At 71.2% G+C, this 19,137-nt stretch carries 21 protein-coding genes and 1 riboswitch; of the genes, 6 read left to right on the top strand and 15 right to left on the bottom strand.

The window, feature by feature from the left end; translation table 11 throughout:
* Positions 1-25 precede the first annotated feature (25 nt).
* Positions 26-2,080 carry an ABC transporter ATP-binding protein gene (locus GH747_RS01855; RefSeq protein WP_149767729.1) on the bottom strand — a complete coding sequence of 685 codons (2,055 nt, stop codon included), beginning with the start codon at positions 2,078-2,080 and terminating at the stop codon, positions 26-28.
* A gap of 97 nt (positions 2,081-2,177) precedes the next feature.
* Here GH747_RS01855 and GH747_RS01850 point away from each other — a divergent pair, with 97 nt between their 5' ends.
* The gene (locus tag GH747_RS01850) at positions 2,178-2,735 is read left to right on the top strand and encodes a DJ-1/PfpI/YhbO family deglycase/protease (protein WP_149767727.1); all 558 of its coding nucleotides are present in this window, start codon (positions 2,178-2,180) and stop codon (positions 2,733-2,735) included.
* Positions 2,736-2,817: 82 nt separating this feature from the next.
* A complete protein-coding gene (locus tag GH747_RS01845; protein WP_228552734.1) occupies positions 2,818-3,942 on the top strand; it encodes a dipeptidase in 1,125 nt (374 codons plus the stop codon).
* Here GH747_RS01845 and GH747_RS01840 read toward each other — a convergent pair.
* Both GH747_RS01840 and GH747_RS01835 read right to left on the bottom strand, forming a co-directional pair.
* A complete protein-coding gene (locus tag GH747_RS01840; RefSeq protein ID WP_149767725.1) occupies positions 3,926-4,768 on the bottom strand; it encodes an SDR family oxidoreductase in 843 nt (280 codons plus the stop codon). The two genes, GH747_RS01845 and GH747_RS01840, sit on opposite strands and share 17 nt — an antisense overlap.
* A gap of 21 nt (positions 4,769-4,789) precedes the next feature.
* Positions 4,790-4,936 carry a hypothetical protein gene (locus GH747_RS01835; RefSeq protein ID WP_153816609.1) on the bottom strand — a complete coding sequence of 49 codons (147 nt, stop codon included), beginning with the start codon at positions 4,934-4,936 and terminating at the stop codon, positions 4,790-4,792.
* An 86-nt stretch (positions 4,937-5,022) separates the two neighbouring features.
* Here GH747_RS01835 and GH747_RS01830 point away from each other — a divergent pair, with 86 nt between their 5' ends.
* Positions 5,023-5,988 (top strand): GlxA family transcriptional regulator, encoded by a 966-nt coding sequence (locus GH747_RS01830; RefSeq protein ID WP_149767723.1) that lies wholly within the window; start codon positions 5,023-5,025, stop codon positions 5,986-5,988.
* Positions 5,989-6,001: 13 nt separating this feature from the next.
* Here GH747_RS01830 and GH747_RS01825 read toward each other — a convergent pair whose 3' ends face one another.
* From GH747_RS01825 to GH747_RS01815, 3 genes are read right to left on the bottom strand one after another with little or no spacing between them, the layout of a single operon-like run.
* Positions 6,002-8,209, bottom strand: a complete 2,208-nt coding sequence (locus GH747_RS01825) for a heavy metal translocating P-type ATPase (protein WP_149767721.1) — start codon at positions 8,207-8,209, stop codon at positions 6,002-6,004.
* Positions 8,206-8,424, bottom strand: a complete 219-nt coding sequence (locus tag GH747_RS01820) for a heavy-metal-associated domain-containing protein (protein ID WP_149767719.1) — start codon at positions 8,422-8,424, stop codon at positions 8,206-8,208. Before GH747_RS01820 ends, GH747_RS01825 begins: the two co-directional genes overlap by 4 nt.
* Positions 8,425-8,453: 29 nt before the next feature.
* Complete coding sequence (locus tag GH747_RS01815; RefSeq protein ID WP_149767717.1) at positions 8,454-8,744, bottom strand: metal-sensitive transcriptional regulator; 291 nt, start codon at positions 8,742-8,744, stop codon at positions 8,454-8,456.
* Positions 8,745-8,803: 59 nt separating this feature from the next.
* Between GH747_RS01815 and GH747_RS01810 the strand changes: the two genes are divergently transcribed.
* The gene (locus GH747_RS01810) at positions 8,804-9,229 is read left to right on the top strand and encodes a PaaI family thioesterase (RefSeq protein ID WP_228552733.1); all 426 of its coding nucleotides are present in this window, start codon (positions 8,804-8,806) and stop codon (positions 9,227-9,229) included.
* A 64-nt stretch (positions 9,230-9,293) separates the two neighbouring features.
* A riboswitch (ZMP/ZTP riboswitch) is annotated at positions 9,294-9,384 on the top strand.
* 124 nt (positions 9,385-9,508) lie between these two features.
* Entirely contained in the window at positions 9,509-10,705 is a 1,197-nt protein-coding gene (gene serA, locus GH747_RS01805) for a phosphoglycerate dehydrogenase (protein ID WP_205602785.1), read from the top strand.
* On the opposite strand, the gene GH747_RS01800 is transcribed toward serA, so the two are convergent.
* The gene (locus GH747_RS01800; RefSeq protein ID WP_149767715.1) at positions 10,683-11,393 is read right to left on the bottom strand and encodes an alpha/beta fold hydrolase; all 711 of its coding nucleotides are present in this window, start codon (positions 11,391-11,393) and stop codon (positions 10,683-10,685) included. The genes serA and GH747_RS01800 overlap by 23 nt on opposite strands.
* Positions 11,394-11,443: 50 nt before the next feature.
* Here GH747_RS01800 and GH747_RS01795 point away from each other — a divergent pair, with 50 nt between their 5' ends.
* The gene (locus tag GH747_RS01795; protein ID WP_149767713.1) at positions 11,444-12,142 is read left to right on the top strand and encodes a helix-turn-helix transcriptional regulator; all 699 of its coding nucleotides are present in this window, start codon (positions 11,444-11,446) and stop codon (positions 12,140-12,142) included.
* Positions 12,143-12,145: 3 nt separating this feature from the next.
* Here GH747_RS01795 and GH747_RS01790 read toward each other — a convergent pair whose 3' ends face one another.
* From GH747_RS01790 to GH747_RS01755, 8 genes are all read right to left on the bottom strand, one after another.
* On the bottom strand, positions 12,146-12,715 hold the full coding sequence (locus tag GH747_RS01790) for a DUF1697 domain-containing protein (RefSeq protein ID WP_205602718.1): 570 nt from the start codon (positions 12,713-12,715) through the stop codon (positions 12,146-12,148).
* Positions 12,669-13,520: a hypothetical protein gene (locus GH747_RS01785; RefSeq protein ID WP_149767711.1), complete on the bottom strand. Its 852-nt coding sequence runs from the start codon at positions 13,518-13,520 to the stop codon at positions 12,669-12,671. Before GH747_RS01785 ends, GH747_RS01790 begins: the two co-directional genes overlap by 47 nt.
* A 38-nt stretch (positions 13,521-13,558) precedes the next feature.
* Positions 13,559-13,705, bottom strand: coding sequence for a GPGG-motif small membrane protein (locus GH747_RS01780; protein WP_163695243.1), 147 nt, complete (start codon positions 13,703-13,705; stop codon positions 13,559-13,561).
* Between the two features lie 108 nt (positions 13,706-13,813).
* Positions 13,814-14,584 (bottom strand): L,D-transpeptidase family protein, encoded by a 771-nt coding sequence (locus tag GH747_RS01775; protein WP_149767709.1) that lies wholly within the window; start codon positions 14,582-14,584, stop codon positions 13,814-13,816.
* Entirely contained in the window at positions 14,584-15,639 is a 1,056-nt protein-coding gene (locus GH747_RS01770) for a class I mannose-6-phosphate isomerase (RefSeq protein ID WP_149767707.1), read from the bottom strand. Before GH747_RS01770 ends, GH747_RS01775 begins: the two co-directional genes overlap by 1 nt.
* Positions 15,636-16,559 (bottom strand): aldo/keto reductase, encoded by a 924-nt coding sequence (locus tag GH747_RS01765; protein WP_149767705.1) that lies wholly within the window; start codon positions 16,557-16,559, stop codon positions 15,636-15,638. The genes GH747_RS01770 and GH747_RS01765 overlap by 4 nt, the downstream gene beginning before the upstream one ends.
* A 30-nt stretch (positions 16,560-16,589) precedes the next feature.
* Positions 16,590-17,066, bottom strand: coding sequence for a MarR family winged helix-turn-helix transcriptional regulator (locus GH747_RS01760; RefSeq protein ID WP_149767703.1), 477 nt, complete (start codon positions 17,064-17,066; stop codon positions 16,590-16,592).
* A gap of 38 nt (positions 17,067-17,104) precedes the next feature.
* Positions 17,105-19,135, bottom strand: a complete 2,031-nt coding sequence (locus GH747_RS01755) for an NADPH-dependent 2,4-dienoyl-CoA reductase (protein WP_149767701.1) — start codon at positions 19,133-19,135, stop codon at positions 17,105-17,107.
* Positions 19,136-19,137 lie beyond the last annotated feature (2 nt).

Raw genomic sequence — 19,137 nt, 5'->3', positions numbered from 1 at the left:
GGCCTCGCGCCTCGACCGGGGACGGTCAGATGCGGACGTCCGCCCGCGGGTGCTCCTCGCCCTCCCGGACGCAGGTGCCGTCCCGGAACAGGACGCCGTCGCGGAAGCGCCCCTCGATCTCGCCGCCGCCGAACTGCTCGACGTACAGCCGTGAGTAGAGCCCGCCCTGCGCGAGCAGCTCGGTGTGGGTGCCCTGCTCGACGAGCTCCCCGTCCTCCAGCCCGAAGATGACGTCGGCGTTCTGGATCGTCGACAGCCGGTGAGCGATCGCGATCGTCGTCCGGCCGGCGGTCGCCCGCTCGAGCGCGTCCTGGACGAGGCGCTCGGTCTCGGTGTCGAGGGCGGACGTCGCCTCGTCGAGGATCAGCACGCGCGGGTTCATCAGGAACACGCGGGCGATCGCGACGCGCTGCTTCTCGCCGCCCGACAGCCGGTAGCCCCGCTCGCCGGTCACCGTGTCGTACCCCTCGGCGAAGCTCATGATCCGGTCGTGGATGTTGGCGTCGCGCGCGGCCTGCTCGACCTCCGCAGGGGTCGCGCCCTCCTTCGCGTACGCGATGTTCTCGTAGATCGTGCCGTGGAACAGGTACGGCTCCTGCGTCACCATCCCGACCGCTGTGGCCAGCGACCGCTCGGTGGCCTCGCGGACGTCGACGCCGTCGATGAGGACGGCGCCCTCGGTGACGTCGTAGAAGCGCGGGACGAGGTAGGTCATCGTGGTCTTGCCCGAGCCCGACGGTCCCACGATGGCAGCGAGCCGGCCGGGCTTGACGGTCAGCGAGACGTCGCGGAGGGTCCAGCGTTCCTCGGCGGCGACCTCGGCCGCGGACGACTCGATCTCCACGTCCTCGACGGCCGTGACACCCTCCGCGTCGCGGTCGCTGCTGCCGTCACGCGCGTCGCGTTCCCGCGGCGGCGTGCCGAGCAGGCGCGGCGGCGGGTAGCGGAACCAGACCCCGCGGAACTCGACGTGGCCACCCTCGCCCGTGTCCGGCAGCGGGCGCGCTCCGGGCTGCTCGACGATCGCGGGCTCGAGGTCGAGGTACTCGAAGATCCGGCGGAACAGCGCGAGCGACGTCTGGACGTCGAGGGTGACGCGCATGAGCTGGATGAGCGGCATCTGGAGTCGCGCCTGCAGCGTCGTGAACGCGACCAGCGTGCCCGCGGTGAGCGTCCCGCCGGAGTAGTCGAACCGCCCGGTGAGCATCAGGCCCGCGACGAGGTAGATGAGCGCCGGCGTGATCGCGAAGAACGTCTGCACCAGCGCGAAGAACGTACGGCCGGTCATCGCCGCCGTCACCTGCAGGTGGGTCTGGCGCTGGTTCTCCTCGCGGTAGCGCAGCGTCTCGCTCTCCGACCGGTTGAACACCTTCGCGAGCAGGATGCCGGAGACCGAGAGCGCCTCCTCGGTGATCGCGGTCATCTCCGACAGCGACTCCTGCGTCTTGCGGGCGAGCCGCTGCCGCCGGCGGCCGACACGGACCTGGATGACCACGAACAGCGGCATCAGGACGAGCGTGATGATCGTGAGCTGCCACGACAGGATCACCATCGCGACGAACGCGGAGATCACCGTGACAGCGTTCTGCAGGATCGTCGTCGCAGTGTCGGTGAGGACGGTGCGGACGCCGCTGACGTCGTTGGCGAGCCGCGACTGGATCGCACCGGTCTTCGTCGCGGTGAAGAAGCCGAGCTCCATCGTCTGCAGGTGCGCGAACAGCTTCCCGCGCAGGTCCGCCATCGCGGAGTTGCCGATGGTCGACGTGAGGAAGTTCTGCCCGATCCCGATCAGCGCGGTCAGGATCGGGATCACGCACAGCCCGGCGACCAGCCACCCGAGGAGCTCGACGTCGGGAGCCCCCCCGCCGGGCGGGAAGAGCGCGTCGTCGAAGACCGCCTTCGTGAGGAAAGGTGCGAGCGACGCGAGCACAGCGCCGGTCACGACGGCCAGCCCGACGAGGAGCAACTTGCCCTTGTACGGCGCCAGCAGGTGGGCGATCCGCGGCAGCACCCGTCCCGCGTCCTCCCGCGCGGCGGCACGGCGTACGGCCGGGGTGGTCTCCTGGGTCGAGGACGTCATGGGTCCGAGCCTAGGTCGCGATTCCGGGCGAGCAGGTGTGAAGTCCGCAGCGGCGGGTACCTGAGTGTCGACGGCCCCGACCTCGAGAGGAGTGTCCATGGCAGACGCTGACCTGAGCGGTCGCCGAGTCCTGGCGATCGTCACGAACTACGGCGTGGAGCAGGACGAGCTCGTCGTCCCCGTCGAGCACCTGCGCGAGCGCGGTGCCGACGTGACCGTCGCCGCCGTGGAGGACGGCCCGGTCGAGACTCTCGTGGGCGACAAGGATCCGGGCAAGTCGATCCGGCCGACGACCACCGTCGGACAGGTCGACGCGTCCGACTACGACCTCCTGATCATCCCGGGCGGCACCATCAACGCCGACCAGCTGCGCCTCGACGAGGCCGCGGTCGGCATCGTCTCCACGTTCGAGGCGGAGGGTCGCCCGATCGCGGCGATCTGCCACGGGCCGTGGGCGCTGGTCGAGGCGGGCATCGTCGACGGACGTCGGCTCACCTCGTACGCCTCGCTGGAGACCGACATCAGCAACGCCGGTGGCAGGTGGGTCGACGAGGCCGCTGTCGTGGACGACTCGCGACAGCCCACGATCATCACCTCCCGGACGCCGAAGGACCTCGACGACTTCGTCCGCGAGGTCGAGCAGGTGCTCGCCTGATCTCCGCCCGCGGGCCCGGTGCGCGACACGCTCCGTGCCGGGTCCGTGGGCGGCTCCCGTCGCCGTGCGAGAGGGTGGTCGGGTGAACGACTCGACCGCTCTTGTCTCGAACCCGGCGGCCGCGTTGGCCGCGACCGACGACCAGACAGTCCGTACGGCGCTGGCCGGCGCGCTGGTGTTCGACGGCCACAACGACCTGGCGTGGGAGTGCCGCGCAGAGGCCCAGTACTCGACCGACGGACTCGGGCCTACATCCCCGCACGGTCGGTTCCACACCGACATCCCGCGGCTGCGTCGCGGCGGGGTCGGCGCGCAGTTCTGGTCGGTGTTCGTCCCGACGTCGATCAAGGGCGCCGACGCCGTCACGGCGACGCTCGAGCAGATCGACTTCGTGCACCGGCTCGTCGCCGCCTACCCCGACGATCTCCGCCTCGCGCGGACCGGCGCCGACGTGCGAGCTGCGTGGGCGGACGGCGCGATCGCGTCGCTGCTGGGCGCCGAGGGAGGGCACAGCATCGACGACTCGCTGGCGGTGCTGCGGATGTATGCCCGGCTCGGCGTCGCGTACATGACCCTCACCCACAACGACAACACCGCGTGGGCCGACTCGGCGACCGACGAGCCCGTGCACGGCGGTCTCACGGACGTCGGTCGCGACGTCGTGCGCGAGATGAACCGGCTCGGGATGCTCGTGGACCTGTCGCACGTCTCGCCGGCGACGATGCACGACGCGCTCGACACGACCACGGCGCCCGTGGTCTTCAGCCACTCGAGCTGCCGCGCGGTCGCCGACCATCCCCGCAACGTCCCCGACGACGTGCTCGGTCGCGTCCGCGAGAACGGCGGCGTGGTGATGGTCGCCTTCGTACCGAGCTTCCTCAGCGAGGAGTGGGCCCGCTGGCGGCACGCGGGGAGCGTCGGCCCAGAGCCGGTCGTCTCCGTCGACGACGTCGTCGCGCACGTCGAGCACGCCCGCGAGGTGATGGGTGTGGAGCACGTCGGCCTCGGGGGCGACTACGACGGGTTCGTGCGGTTCCCGCAGGGGCTCGAGGACGTCGCGACGTACCCGCGGATCCTGGAGGCGCTTGCCGCCCGTGGCTGGACTGCCGACGAGCTCGCGGCGCTCGCGGGCGGCAACGTGCTGCGCGTGCTGGACGCTGCGTGGGCCGCTTCTACCGATTGGACCTCGGTCAGCGCCGACCGCTGAGCACCTCGGCGACCGTCAGTGCAGGTCGGCCGAGCAGGGCCGGGACGTCGCTGGTCACGCGGTCGAGCTCGCCGTCGCGGATCGCGGTGTAGGTGCTGATCCACGCGTCGACCATCCACTCGGGCGCCCCGTAGTGCGCGCGCGAGGCACGCGCCTCCTCGATCGTCTCGTCGAGGTAGCGGTGCGGCGAACCGGTCGCCTGCGTCATCAGCGTGGCGAACTCGGCCAGCGTCAGCGCCTCGGGTCCGGTGAGCTCGTACGCGCGGCCGACGTGCGAGCGCGGATCGGCGAGGACCCGGGCCGCCACGGCGGCGACGTCGTCCCGCGCGATCGAGGCCACACGTCCGTGCCCGGCGGGTCCGCGGATGACGCCGTCCTCGCCGAACATCGTGCGGATCGCGTCGGTGTAGAAGTTGTCGCGCAGGAACGTCCACGCCAGGGGAGACGACTTCGCGTACTCCTCGGTCGCGCCGTGGTCGCGCGCGAGCGTGAACCCGGCGTCAGGTCCTGCGCCGACGAAGGACAGGTAGACGATCTGGCGTACGCCGGCGGAGACGGCCGCGTCGATCGTCAGGTGGTGCTGCTGGACCCGGTCGGCCGACTCGGTCGCGGAGACGAGAAACAGGGTGTCGAGTCCCTCGTAGGCCCGGCGGCACGCATCGACGTCCTCGTACGAGGCGACCGCGACCTCCGCGTGCGGGAGGCGTGGAGCACGGGCGGGGTCGCGGACGATCAGGCGGGTCGCGCGGCCGGCGCCGGCGAGGTGCCGCGCGGCCGCGCCACCGACGTACCCGCTGGCCCCGGTGATGCCGATGAGCGTGGACATCCCCCGATCATCGCAGGCCGCTCAACGTCCGCTGTGCGCCCGGATCGCGTCCATCTCGGCGCGCATCCGCGCCTCGTCACGGTTGCCGTTGCCGACGCGGAACGCCGGGAACCGCGGTGTGGTGGACTCGTGGTGCTTCCTCGTGTGGTGCTTCCTCAAGATCTCCATGGCTCTCATTCTGCGCCCGAACACTTCCTGCCAATAGTGGCTGGAAGGCCATTGACCGAACAGATCCTGCCACCTACGGTAGAGGGATGATTCGGACAGTGTCAGTGCTCGTGCCTGAGAACTTCCACCTCTTCGAGCTGGGCATCGCCTCGGAGGTCTTCGGGATCGACCGGACCGACGATGGAGTGCCGCTCCTCTCGTTCACGATCTGCGGACCCGAGGCAGGCCGGCCCGTCCCGATCGCGGGGGGCGGAGCCCTCCTCGTCGAGCACGGGTACGAGGACGGCGTCGAGGCCGACCTGGTCGTCGTCGTGCCTGCCGCGCCGCCGAGCGGCCACTGGCACGAGCACGCAGACGCCGCCGTCCCGCAGGCGATCCGCAAGGCGCACGAGAACGGCGCCATCATCCTCACGCTCTGCACGGGCGTCTTCCAGGTCGCCGCGGCAGGCCTCCTCAGCGGGAAGCGGGTCTCCACCCACTGGAAGCACGCCGAGGCGTTGCGCGCCTTCCACCCCGAGATCACCGTCGACGAGGACGTCCTGTTCGTCGACGAGGGTGACATCGTCACCAGCGCCGGCACCGCGGCCGGGGTGGACGCGGCCCTGCACCTCGTACGCCGTGAGCTCGGCAGTGCCGCCGCGAACGCCATCGCCCGCCGCATGGTGGTGCCGCCCCAGCGCGACGGCGGCCAGCGCCAGTTCATCGTGCAGCCGGTGCCGGACTGCGACGACGACATGTTCGCGGAGGTCCTCGACTGGATGGTCGAGCACCTCGACGAGCAGCAGCCCGTCGCCCGGCTCGCCGAGCTGGCGGGGATGTCGACGCGGACGTTCGCGCGCCGCTTCGCCGCAGAGACTGGGACGACGCCGGTGCAGTGGCTCGTCCAGCAGCGGGTCCTGCGAGCGAGGGCTCTGCTCGAGACCACCGAGATCGACGTCGACCACGTCGCGCACCGGTGCGGGTTCTCGTCGGGGACGCTGCTGCGTCACCACTTCCGGCGCATCGTCGGGGTCACGCCGGGGGAGTATCGCAAGACGTTCTCCCTGGCGTGACCCCGCCGCGTGCTCAGAACTTGCGCAGGCGGAGCGAGTTCGTCACGACGAGCACCGAGCTCGCCGCCATGGCGGCACCGGCGATCAACGGGTTGAGGAACCCCGCAGCGGCCAGCGGGAGGGCGGCGACGTTATAGCCGAAGGCCCAGCCGAGGTTCTGCTTGATGGTCCGCAACGTCTGGCGCGACAGCGCGATCGCGTCGGAGGTGAGCAGCAGGTCCCCGCGGACGAGGGTCAGGTCCGACGCCTCGATCGCGACGTCCGACCCGGTCCCCATCGCGATGCCGAGGTCGGCGACAGCGAGCGCTGGTGCGTCGTTGACACCGTCGCCGACCATCGCGACCGTACGACCGCGCGCCTGCAGGTCGGCGATCACGGCGGCCTTCCCCTCCGGCAGGACCTCGGCGACGACCTCGGTGATGCCGACCTCCCGGGCGACCTCCTCGGCGACCGAGCGGCGGTCACCGGTGAGCAGGACGGGGTCCAGACCCAGACCGCGGAGCCGCGTGATCGCCTCGGCCGAGGTCGGCTTGACCCGATCGGCCACGGCCACCACGCCGCGTACGACGCCGTCGATGGCGACGTGGACGGGCGTCGTCCCAGGGTCGACCGAGGGAAGCGAGGTCGACGGCCAGGCGCCGTGCTCGACCAGCCAGGGAAGTCGACCGACGCGGACCGAGCGTCCGTCGACCGTCCCCGCCACCCCGAGCCCGGTGGTCGTGCTGAAGCGGTCGACCTTCGGCAGCTCGCCACCCGGCACCGCCGAGCGCGCCGCGTCGGCGATCGCGCGACCGAGCGGGTGCTCGGACGCGGCCTCGACGGCGCCCGCGAGCAGCAGGAGCTCGCCGCCGTCGAAGCCCGATGCCGTCGCCACGCCGGTCACGTGCATCGCGCCCTCGGTGACGGTGCCGGTCTTGTCGAGCACGATCGTGTCGATGCGACGGGTCGACTCGAGGACCTCCGGACCCTTCACGAGGATGCCGCGCTGGGCGCCGCGCCCCGTGCCTGCCAGGAGAGCGGTCGGCGTCGCGAGCCCGAGCGCACAGGGACAGGCGATGATCAGCACCGCGACGGCGGCGGTGAACGCCTCGGTGGTGGTGCCGCCCGTGACCATCCAGCCGACCCAGGTCAGCACGGCGAGCACGAGGACGACGGGGACGAAGACGGCAGAGATCCGGTCGGCCAGCCTCTGGACGGGGGCCTTGCCGCTCTGCGCGTTCTCGACGAGGCGCGCCATCTGGGCGAGCTGCGTCTGCCCGCCGACGGCGGTGGCGCTCACCATCAGGCGGCCCCCGGTGGCGACGGTGCCGCCGACGACGCGGTCACCAGGGCCGACGTCGACCGGCACGCTCTCGCCGGTGAGCATCGACAGGTCGACCGACGCGGCGCCCGAGACGACCTCGCCGTCGGTCGCCACCTTGCCGCCGGGGCGTACGACGAAGACGTCACCCACGCCGAGCTCGCCGACCGGGATCTCGACCTCGCGACCCTCGCGGAGCACGACGACGTCCTTGGCGCCGAGCGACAGCAGCGCGCGCAGTGCGGCCCCGGAGTCGCGCTTGGCGCGGTGCTCCAGATAGCGGCCGAGCAGGATGAACACCGTGACCGCGCTGGCGACCTCGAGATAGATCTCGTCCGCCCCGGAACCCTGGGCGAACCACGAGATCTCCATGGTCATGCCGGTGACGCCCGCATGCCCCCAGAACAACGCGTAGACCGACCAGCCGAAGGCTGCCGCGACGCCGAGCGAGATCAGCGTGTCCATCGTGGCGGCGCCGTGCCGCGCGTTGACCCAGGCGGCGCGGTGGAACGGCCACGCGCCCCAGACGGCGACGGGTGCTGCGAGCGTCAGCGACAGCCACTGCCAGTTGTCGAACTGCCAGGCCGGGACCATCGAGAGGACGAGGACCGGTGCCGCGAGGACCGCGGAGACGATCAGCCGGTGCCGCAGCTCGGCGAGCTCGGGGTCGTCGTCCTCGGGGCGGCTGTCGTCCTCAGGCGCGTCCTGCCGGACCGGCGCGGCGGAGTAGCCCGTGCGTTCCACCGTCTGGACGAGGTCGGCCACGTCGACGAAGGCCGGAGCGGAGACGTACGCACGCTCCGTCGCGAAGTTGACGCTCGCCTCCACGCCGTCGAGCTTGTTGAGCTTCTTCTCGACGCGGGCGGCGCACGAGGCGCACGTCATCCCGCCGATCTCGAGCTCGTGGGACTGAAGGGTCATGCGTCGACGACCGCGTAGTCCCCGGCCTCGTCCACGGCGGTGGCGACCGCTGCGTCCTCGAGCGGCACGTCACTCGTCACGTGCACCGACGAGGTGCCGCCGGCGACGAGGTCGACCTCGACCTCCCGCACGCCGTCGAGAGCGCGGATCTCACTGGTGACGGCGCCCGCGCAGTGTCCGCAGGTCATGCCGGTCACGGAGTAGGTCTTCTTCATGGATCTCTCCTTCGAGTCAGGATCGCGATTCAGGATCGGACGAGGCGTGCGATGGCTGCGGATGCCTCGGCGATCTTGGCCTCGGCACCCTCTCCGGAAGCGATGGCGTCGTGGACGCAGTGCGCGAGGTGCTCGTCGAGAAGCGTCAGGGCGACGGACTCGAGGGCCTTCGTCGCGGCAGAGACCTGTGTCAGCACGTCGATGCAGTACGTGTCCTCCTCCACCATGCGCTGGAGGCCGCGGACCTGGCCTTCGACGCGCTTGAGGCGCTTGAGGACGGCGGCCTTGTCGGCGCTGTAACCGGGTGCGTGGGTGTCCATACGGAAACCATACCCCTGGGGGGTATCGTCTGCCAAGGGCACGCGGGCACACTCGTCGAGTGACTGGCATTCAGATGGACTCCGGCCTCGGCAACGCTCTCGGCTTCGCGTACGAAGGGGTGAGCGGCGACCGCGTCGTCGTCACCTGGACCGTGGGCCCGCAGCACCTCCAGCCGTTCGGGATCGTCCACGGCGGCGTCCACTGCGCGGTGAACGAGAGCGCCGCGAGCATCGGTGGACAGGCGTGGCTGCGCGACCAGGGCCTCGTCGTCGGCGTGAACAACAACACCGACTTCCTCCGCCAGGCTCGCACCGGCGAGACCCTCCGGAGCGTCGCGACCCCGATCCACCAGGGGCGTACGACGCAGCTCTGGGCGATCGAGACCACCAACGCCGAGGGCAAGCTGGTCTCGCGCGGACAGGTGCGGCTGGCGCACATCCCCGGGTCCCCGCCGCAGGAGTTCCTCGCGCTGCTCGACGCCTGACCGCGCTGCGCGGGGCGTCCGGGCGGCGGAATGCATTCCGCGTTCCCGCGGTTGCGACCTACACTGAACCCGTCGCGACTGGCGTTCAGGTGGGCAGACCACCAGGGAGCGGCACATCAGCAATGACCGCGGGACCGTTCGCCTGGGCCCTGGGTCGACCGCCACCTCCGGGTGGAACGACCTGAGACCGACCAGGAGAGGGACCCCGTGACGACCCAGACGCTCTACACCATGACCGCTGACCTTCCCGTGAGCACGCCGCGCCTTGGCGACGGCGACATCCGCGTCCTGCTACTGGAGAACATCCACGAGGACGGCGCCGAGTTCCTGCGTGCGCAGGGCTACCAGGTCGAGACCCGCAAGGGCGCCCTCGGCGAGGACGAGCTCATCGAGGCCGTCCAGGGCGTGCACCTGCTCGGCATCCGCTCCACGACGTACGTCACCGAGCGGGTCCTCGAGCACGCTCCCGACCTGCTCTCGATCGGCGCCTTCTGCATCGGCACCAACCAGATCGACCTCAAGGCAGCAGCCGCACGCGGCGTCGCAGTCTTCAACGCGCCGTACTCCAACACGCGGTCGGTGGTCGAGCTCGCGATCGGCGAGATCATCTCGCTCGCTCGGCGGCTCAACGAGAAGACCAACGACATGCACGCCGGTGTCTGGAACAAGTCCGCGCAGGGCAGCCACGAGATCCGGGGTCGCAAGCTCGGCATCGTCGGCTACGGCAACATCGGCAGCCAGCTGTCGGTGATCGCCGAGGCGCTCGGCATGCAGGTCTTCTACTTCGACGTCGCCGACAAGCTCGCGCTCGGCAACGCCAAGCGCTGTGCGACGCTCCACGAGCTGCTCGAGACCGTCGACGTCGTGACCCTCCACGTGGACGGGCGTCCCGGCAACGCCGGCCTCTTCGGCGCCGACGAGTTCGCACGGATGAAGCCGCGCTCGCTGTTCCTCAACCTCTCGCGCGGCATCCTGGTGGACACGAAGGCGCTGCGCGCGCACATCGAGTCCGGCCACATCGCGGGTGCCGCCGTCGACGTCTTCCCGGTCGAGCCCAAGAAGCAGGGCGACCCGTTCGAGTCGGACCTGCGTGGTCTCCCCAACGTCATCCTCACCCCCCACGTCGGCGGTTCGACGATGGAGGCGCAGCAGGACATCGGCAGGTTCGTCGCCGGCAAGCTGCACTCCTACCTCGCCGAGGGTTCGACGGACCTCTCGCCGAACCTCCCGCACCTCCAGCTCCCGTCGTACGGCGAGCACCACCGCCTGGTGCACATCCACCACAACGTGCCGGGCGTACTGTCGGCGATCAACGTCGTGCTCGGCAACCACGGGGTCAACATCGACGGGCAGACGCTCGGGACCCGCGGTGAGATCGGCTACGTCCTCACCGACATCGACAAGCAGCTCGAGCCGGAGACGCTGACCGCGCTCGGCACGCTGCCCGAGACGATCAGGCTGCGCCAGCTGAGCTGACATCCGCCCCGCGCTGGTCGAGGAACCCGGCCACGGTGCGTACGAACGCCGGCGGGTCCTCGAGCATCGGGAGGTGCCCGGTGTCGAGCGTCTGCTGCCACGAGGTGCCGAGGTTCGTCGCGAACCTGCGCTGGAGCGCCGGGGTGAGCTCCCGGTCGCGCGTGGTCGTCGCGTAGCCGACGGGCAGCCGCAGGTCGGTCCGCCCGACGCGCCCCCGGTAGAGGTCGACCGACTCCGGGACGAAGGCGCCGACGACGCGGTCGGCCGTCGGCTCGTCCAAGCCGCTGGCGACGCCACGGCGAATGGCGCCGTCCGGCGGCCGGGTTCCCGCGACCCTCATCGCGAGGCTCAGGACGTGTCGCTGCGGGAAGGGCATCGACGACAGGAACGACGCTCCGGGTCGCGGGACCACGGCCGTGACCGCGAGCAGGGCGGTGACCCGTCCCGCGGCCCTGCGGGCCAGCTCTGTGCCGACGACGCCGCCCGAGGAGTGCGCCACGACGGCGAACCGGTCCCACGGGGCGGCCTCCAGCGCGGCGTCGACGTAGTCGCCGAGCCGGGCGGTCCGAGCAGCAGGGCGTGGGGCGACTGCCGTCTCTCGCGGTGCGAGGAGCTCCCTGGTCTCGTCCCAGATCCAGGCAGGCAGGCCCGCGCCGCTGATGAGGAGGACGGGTTCGTGTGAGGTCATGCCTCCATCATCGCCCGCCGCTGTGTCACCCTTATGGCACTATTTATTGCGTGAACCGCACCGATCGGCTGTACGGCATCCGCGAGGAGCTGCGTCGTGCCGGCGCGCAGGGCCGGACCGCCGAGCAGCTCGCCGCGACGTACGAGGTCAGCGTCCGCACGATCAAACGCGACGTCTCCGCGCTGCAGCACGGCGGGTTCCCGGTCTGGGCGAGGCTCGGGCGCACCGGCGGCTACGTCGTCGACCCGGCGGCGACGCTGCCGCCGGTGAACTTCACTGACTCCGAGGTGTCCGGCCTCGCTGCGGCGATCTCCGCGCACCGCGGCCAGCCGTTCGACGGCCAGGCCCGGGCTGCTCTGGCCAAGGTGCTCGGCGTCATGGAGCCTCAGGCTCGCCGGCGGGCCTCCGCGCTCACGGAACGGATCTGGATCGACCACGCCGATCCCGGCGCGGGAGACACGCGGTCGCGGCGTGCGCTCGAGCAGGCGCTTGTCGATCGACGGGTCCTGTCCCTGCGCTACCGGGGGGCGGACGGTGCCGTGTCCGAGCGTCGCGTCGACCCTCAGATCCTCGCCTTCACGCAGCACCGGTGGTACCTCGTCGCGCACTGCCGGGAGCGGGAGGGGATCCGCTGGTTCAGGCTCGACCGGATCGAGCGCGCCCGGCTCACCTCGGGAAAGGCGGCCGACCTGCCGGTCGAGAGCATCGGCACCCCGCCGGCGACGGCGGCCCCTGTCGGAGACCTCTGAGACTCACTCGGCCATCGCGGCGAGCTTCTCGACCGAGCGCAGGTTGCGCCCGGTGCCCGGGATCCCGCCGCACAGCTTCAGCAGCCGCGGCGCGGTCACCTGGCTGCGGCCTGCGCCGTCGGCGTACCAGATGTGCAGGTCCTGGCCGACCGCCGTGATGCGGTCGTCCCCGAAGTCGTACGCCTCGACGTCCCGCACCGCCTTGGCGGTCGGCTTCGAGGCCAAGAACCAGACGTAGCAGAACTTCGCCTCGTGCACCTCGTACGGGAAGGCGTCGCGCGCCGCCCGCAGCTCGGCGCCGGTCCGCGGGATCGCGTCCGTCGTCACGCCCATCCGGTCGGCGATCCCGGCCTCGAGCGCCGAGCCGAAGTCGGCGGGGTCGCCCGGGGGGACACAGACGAGGTTGCCCGAGTTGACGTACGTCGCGACGTCGTCGGCGCCGAGGTCGGCTGCCAGCTTGCGGAGCTCGGCCATCGGCACCTTGTTGCCGCCGACGTTGACCGCCCGCAGCAGGTAGACGACCTTCTCAGAAATCGAAGCCGCCGAAGTCGAACCCGCCGCCGTCGCCGCCACCCCAGTCGCCGAAGCCGCCGCCGTCACCGCCGCCAGCGTCACCACCACCGTCGCCGCCACCGGCATCGCCGCCAGCGTCACCACCGCCGCCGTCGCCACCACCGGCCTCGCTGCCGTCGCCGTACGCGCTCGGGTCGAGGCCAGCCTCGCCGGCGTACATGCCGCCGAGCATCGTGCCCATGAACAGGGCCGGCATGAAGGCGAACGCCGAGAAGTAGCCCGCGGCGTAGGGGGCGTAGGCGGGGCCGCCCTGCCAGTACGGGACGCGCTGGGGGCCGACCATCACCTTGCGGGTGTCGGGCTCCGCGCCGGCCCGGATGCGCTCGGCGTCGAGCGCGCACGCGGGGACCTCGCGGAGGGTGCCGCCGTCAGGGGCGTACGAGACGTCCTCGACGGAGAGGCCGTGCCGTGGGTCGAAGAAGCACATCGGTCGCTTCGCGGGAAGCGGGCCGTTGGTCACGCGGGCCTGGACACAGGCGATGGCGTAGCGGCCGTCCTCGAGGATCTCGGTCACATGCCGCACGTCCTCGGGCTTCTCCAGCTTGTCGACGGCGTACTTCGCAGACTCGTACGCGTCGAGCGCCCGCTGGTAGTCGGCCTGTGCCCCCTCGTCCAGCGGGATGCCGATCAGGTCGGCGTCGAGGCGCTGAAGCTCCTCGCCGAGGGCGGTCACGTCTTCGAAAGCGGTCTTGCGGACTCCGGCAACCTGATCAGCGAGCGCCTCACGCTCGCGCGTCTTCTTTCGACGCTCGCTGACCAGGTAGACGACAGCCACGGCGATGACGACAAGGATCACGAGCTCCATGACGTCAGCCTACGTGGGCCGCTATCGGTTGAACACGGTCAGACGTTGAAGACGCTGACGCCGCCGGGTCCGACGAGCAGGCCGACGATGATGAGGACGATGCCCCACAGGAACTGCTTGCGGACCAGTGCAACGATTCCGGCCACCACGAGGACGACCGCGAGGATCCAAAGAAGGAAAGCCATGCTTCACTCCGTTCTCCGGGCCGGGGGGACCCAGGTACTCGTACGGCGTCCTGCCGCACGACCATGACGCTAGTGCAGGTGCCCGGCCGCGTCAGATCGAAACGCGATTCAACGTCCGATCGCGATGACGGGGGCACGATTGGCACGAAGGCGTTTCATGACAAACCGGACAAAACGGGGTGGAACGGACACGCATCCCGCGGTCGCGCCCTTGCCGTTGGCGTGGAAGAAGATGCCGGATCCGCGGTAGCGGACCGCGTTCGGCGGCCGGTTGAAGTCGATGACGATCGACCAGACGTACTGCGTCCGGTAGTCGCGCAGCCGCTCGGACGCGTTGAGGCGCGATGAAGGGAGCCACCAGCGGAATCCGCCGGCAGCCTTGTTGCGCAGCGTGTTGTAGTACGCGGAGCGGTTGTCCTGCACCCAGTAGTCGCCTGCGCGGACCTTCCTGTACGGCAACGCGGTGCCGCTCGGGCGCGACCGGATCCCGAACGCCTCTGTCATCGCGAACGTCCCGAGCGGCGTCGTCCCCGTCGCCTGCCTGCGCTTCGACGCGGCGACCAGGCCGCCGTACCCGATGCGCCCGTTCGTCGTCTGCCGCTTCACGGTCCAGCCGCCGTCGCGCAGGACCCAGTAGGTGACGCGGGCACGGTACGACCGGGTGCGGTTGACCGTCACGACCTGGCGCGTCCCCGCCCTGAGGCGGACGGTGACGCCATCGAGGCGCACAGCAGCTTCCGCTGGTCGAGCGACGGCGGTTTCCGCTGGTCGAGCGAGCGCAGCGAGTCGAGGCCCCTCCGACGCGGCTGCCGAGCCCGGCGCGGGGATGCAGACGAGCAGCGCCGCGGACACAAGGAGCACGGCGCTGCGAGACGGCATCACCCCACGATGCGCCTCTCGGGCGTGCCGCGCCACTTCTCGCCCGGACGCGCCACGAGCACGCGCGCGTCTCCGGACAACCGCCACGGCCCGAACGCGGCCGGGACGACCAGCGACTGGCCGCCGCCGATCGGCACGGACGTCGTCCCTTCGATCACCCCGGTGCCCGACAGGACGACGAGCGCGGCGAACCCGGCAGGCACCTCGGGCCTCTCGCCGGCCCGGGCGGCGAGCAGGTGGAGACGGAAGAACGGATCGCCGCCCTCGGGCAGCAGCGGGACCGGCGCGGGACCGCGGTCGGTCAGGTCGTGGTGCACGGTGAGGCGTTCGAGCTCGGCGGCGTCGAGCCCCTGTGTCGTCACTGCCTCCATCGCGGTGTCGAACCCGAGGTCGAGGTGCGACTCGTCGCGGGTCGAGGTGGTGATCGACCACTCGAGGAGGATCGAGAAGTCTGTCGGCTCCTGCACCTCCGCGACGAACACGCCCTCGCCGATCGCGTGGGGCGTGCCCGCAGGGACGAGGAAGCCGTCGCCGGGCCGTACGGGGATCCGGTTCAGGCGGCTCAGCAGCCACTCGCTGTCCTGGGCGTCGCGACGCTCGGCGAGCTCGTCCGGGTCGACGTCGGCGTTCCAGCCGAGATAGACCGCGCCGTCACCGGACGCGTCCAGAACCAGCCACGCCTCGGTCTTCCCGTACGGGCAGTCGAGGTGGCGCGAGGCGAACGCACGGTCGGGGTGCACGTGGACCGGCAGGCGCTGTCCGGCGTCGAGCAGCTTCAGCAGGATCCCGGTGTCTCCGGTGAGCGCGCTGCCGTCGGTGGGGACGGCGCCGACCCAGCCGTCGGGGTCGGCCGCGACCAGGTCGCGTACGAGGTCGCCGTCGACCGTGCGGGCCAGGCCGACGTCGTCGGAGCCGGCGCGCGACACGGTCGCGCCGACCCACTCCTCAGGGCACCGCTCGACGGGCGGAAGGCCCCGGAGCGCGGCGATGCGTGCGCCGCCGGCGTAGAAGTGGTGGACGAGGTTCGGCTGGAGCAGCTGGGGGGTCGCGGTCACGGCAATGGCTTACCACGGGCGGCAGTCCACAACGACCACCACTGGTCGCGCGTCATCGCCTCGGCGACCTGCTCCGCGTCGGCGCAGGCCTGGATCCGGCCGGGATCGGTGGTGCCGATCACCGCGACGACCTGGGCGGGGTGCTTGAGGAGCCAGCCGAGGACGACGGCCTCGCGCGTGGCGCCGAGCGCGTCGGCGTACCGCTGGACGAGCGCGGCCGTCGCCTCGTCCTCCGGCCCGCGCGGTCGCCCGGCGTACCGTCCCTGGGCCAGGGGGCCGTACGCCTGCACGGTGATCGCGTGGTCCGCGCAGTACTCGAGGGTGCCCACCACGGGCGCGTACGCCGACGAGTCCGCGTGGTTGACGAGCACCCCGGCCTCGATGAGGTCGCGGTGGTGCAGCCCGAGCTCGACCTGGTTGACGTCGAGCGGCTGGCGGACGGCCGAACGCAGGTGTGCGACCTGCGCGGCCGCCATGTTGGAGACACCGAAGGCGCTCACCTTGCCGGCTGCGGTGAGCAGCTCGAAGGCGTCGGCGATCTCGCCGGGGCGGGCCAGCGGGTCGGGCCGGTGCAGCAGGAGGCGGTCGACCCGCTCCACGCCGAGCCGTTCCAGGCTCGCGTCGACGGAGGCGAGAATGTGCTCCCGCGACAGGTCGTACGCGTTGCCGCCCTCGGCGCCGCCGATCACGATCCCGCACTTGGTCTGGATCTCGATCTCGTCCCGCAGGCCGGGGTTGCGCGCGAGGACCATGCCGAACACCGTCTCGGCGGTCCCTCCGCCGTAGATGTCGGCATGGTCGAAGAGGCGGATGCCCACGTCGTACGCCGCCTGGACCGCGGCCTCCGCACGGTCCACCTCGTCCGTGGTCGGAGTCGGCTCGGCGCTGCCGAGTCCCATGCAGCCGTATGCGAGTCTCATGCCCCCATCTTCACCCGGACCGGCGCGGCGTCACTCCGGGATGTTGCCGTCGCCGCCGAGATTCGCGACGACGCGGCGCAGCACGTTGATCATCGTCACGTACTCGTCCTCAGGGATGCCGTCGAGCGTCTGCTGGTGCACCTGCGCGTTGCGTTCACGTGCGCGTTCGAGCCCGGCCACGCCCGCGTCGGTCAGCGTCATGGCGCCGTCGTCCTCGCGCAGCCAGCCGCGCGCGACCAGGTCGTCGTACACGTCGTCGAAGTCGATCCCGAGGTCCTCGTACGGGGTCAGCCGTTCGGTCAGGGTGGCGCGCGTCCACCGGCCCGGGTCGCCGGCGGCATGGTTGAGCGTCCACCAGTGCGGCTGCGTGAGGTCCTCGGTCGCGAGGGCGCCGCGGAGCCCGCCGACGACGCGGCGGTACGCGTCGCCGGTCCAGGCACCGATCGGCTGCGCTGCGATCACCGCGGCGGGGTAGTCGCGCAGGTTGTCCTCCGTGCTTATCGTCATGTCGTCAACGTAGAACTTCAAGCCCGGTTGAGATCAAGTCACAGGCGGGCGGCGAGCTCCGTGGCCTGGCGGATCGCGCGCTTCGCATCGAGCTCGGCCGCGACGTCCGCGCCGCCGATGACGTGCACGCTCACGCCCGCCTCGCGCAGCGGCTCCGCAAGGTCGGCGACCGACTCCTGGCCCGCGCACACGACGACGCTGTCGACCTCGAGGACCTGCGCGTTGCCGTCCCGATCCAGGATGTGCAGGCCCGCGTCGTCGACGAACTCGTACGAGACGCCGCCGAGCATGTGGACCCCGGAGTCCTTCAGCGTGGCGCGGTGCACCCAGCCGGACGTCTTCGCGAGCCCCTTGCCGAGCGGCTCGTCCTTGCGCTGCAGCAGCCAGATCTCACGCGACGGCGGCGCCTTCACCTTCGTCGCGAGGCCGCCCGGCTCGAGGGCCGGATCGGTGACGCCCCAGCGGGCCATCCACGCGCCGAGCTCCTCGTCGGGGCTGTGCAGCAGGAACTCCGCGACATCGAAGCCGATCCCGCCGGCACCGATGACGGCGACCCGCTCGCCGACGTCGACGCGCCCGTCGATGACGTCCGGGTACGACGCCACGCTGGCGTGGTCGAGCCCCTTGATCTCGGGCATCCTCGGGACGACACCGGTCGCGACCACGACGTCGTCGTACGCGCTCAGGTCGGCGACCGTCGCCCGGGTCGAGAGCCGCACGTCGACTCCGGTCACCTCGAGGCGCCGGGTGTAGTAGCGCAGCGTCTCCGCGAACTCCTCCTTGCCGGGAATCCGTCGCGCCAGCCGGAACTGGCCGCCGATCTGGTCGTCGGCCTCGAACAGCGTGACGCTGTGCCCACGCCCCGCGAACTCGGTCGCGGCGGCGAGGCCTGCGGGACCGGCGCCGACGACGGCGACCTGCTTGCGCCGAGGCTTCGGGACGGGGAGCAGGCGGAGCTCGGTCTCGTAGCCGGCGCGCGGGTTCACCAGGCAGGTCGCGCGCTTGTTCTTGAAGGTGTGGTCGAGGCAGCCCTGGTTGCAGGCGATGCAGGTGTTGATCTCGTCGGCGCGGCCCTCGGCGGCCTTGTTCACGAAGGCGGCATCGGCCAGCAGGGGCCGCGCCATCGAGACCATGTCGGCCTGACCGTCGGCGAGGATCTGCTCGGCGACCTCGGGGGTGTTGATGCGGTTGGACGCGATCACCGGGATGCCGACCTCGGGGCGCAGCTTGCCGGTCACCCAGGCGAACGCCGCCCGGGGGACGGACGTGACGATCGTGGGGACGCGAGCCTCGTGCCAGCCGATGCCGGTGTTGAGGATCGACGCGCCGGCCTCCTCGACCTTGCGGGCGAGCTCGACGGTCTCCTCCCACGTCTGCGCGTTGTCGACGAGGTCCAGCAGGGAGATCCGGTACTGGACGATGAACCGCTCGCCGGCCGCCTCGCGGATCTGCCGCACGACCTCGACGGGGAAGCGCATCCGCTTCTCCGCGGTGCCGCCCCACGCGTCCGTACGGTCGTTGGTGCGGGCGGCGAGGAACTGGTTGATGAGGTAGCCCTCGGAGCCCATGATCTCCACGCCGTCGTAGCCGGCGCGCTGGGCCAGCAGGGCGGCGCGCACGAAGTCGTGGACGGTCCGCTCCACCTCGCGGGTGCTCATCGCGCTCGGCTTGAAGGGAGTGATCGGGGACTGCTTGGACGAGACGCCCTTCGAGAACGGCGAGTAGCCGTAGCGGCCGGCGTGCAGCACCTGCATGAGGATCCGGCTGTCGTGCGCGTGGACCGCGTCGGTGACCTCGCGGTGGCGGTCGGCGAGGCGGCGTGACGCCATCGTCGACCCCATCGGGCTGAGCCACCCGCGCCAGCTCGGGGCGTACCCGCCGGTGACGAGGAGCGCGGTGCCGCCCTGGGCCCGCTCGGCGAAGTACGCCGCCAGCTTGGGGACGTCGCTCGCGCGGTCCTCGAGCTTGGTGTGCATCGAGCCCATCATCACGCGGTTGCGCAGCGTGAAGCCGGCCACCTCGAGCGGGGAGAGAAGGTGCGGGTACGGGCTGGGGGACTGCTCAGGCATGG

The organism is Mumia xiangluensis (genome assembly GCF_010994095.1).
In the GTDB taxonomy this organism is placed as follows: Bacteria; Actinomycetota; Actinomycetes; order Propionibacteriales; family Nocardioidaceae; genus Mumia; species Mumia xiangluensis.
The sequence above is the reverse complement of the archived record's forward strand: the minus strand, read 5'-3'. Positions and strand labels throughout refer to the sequence as shown.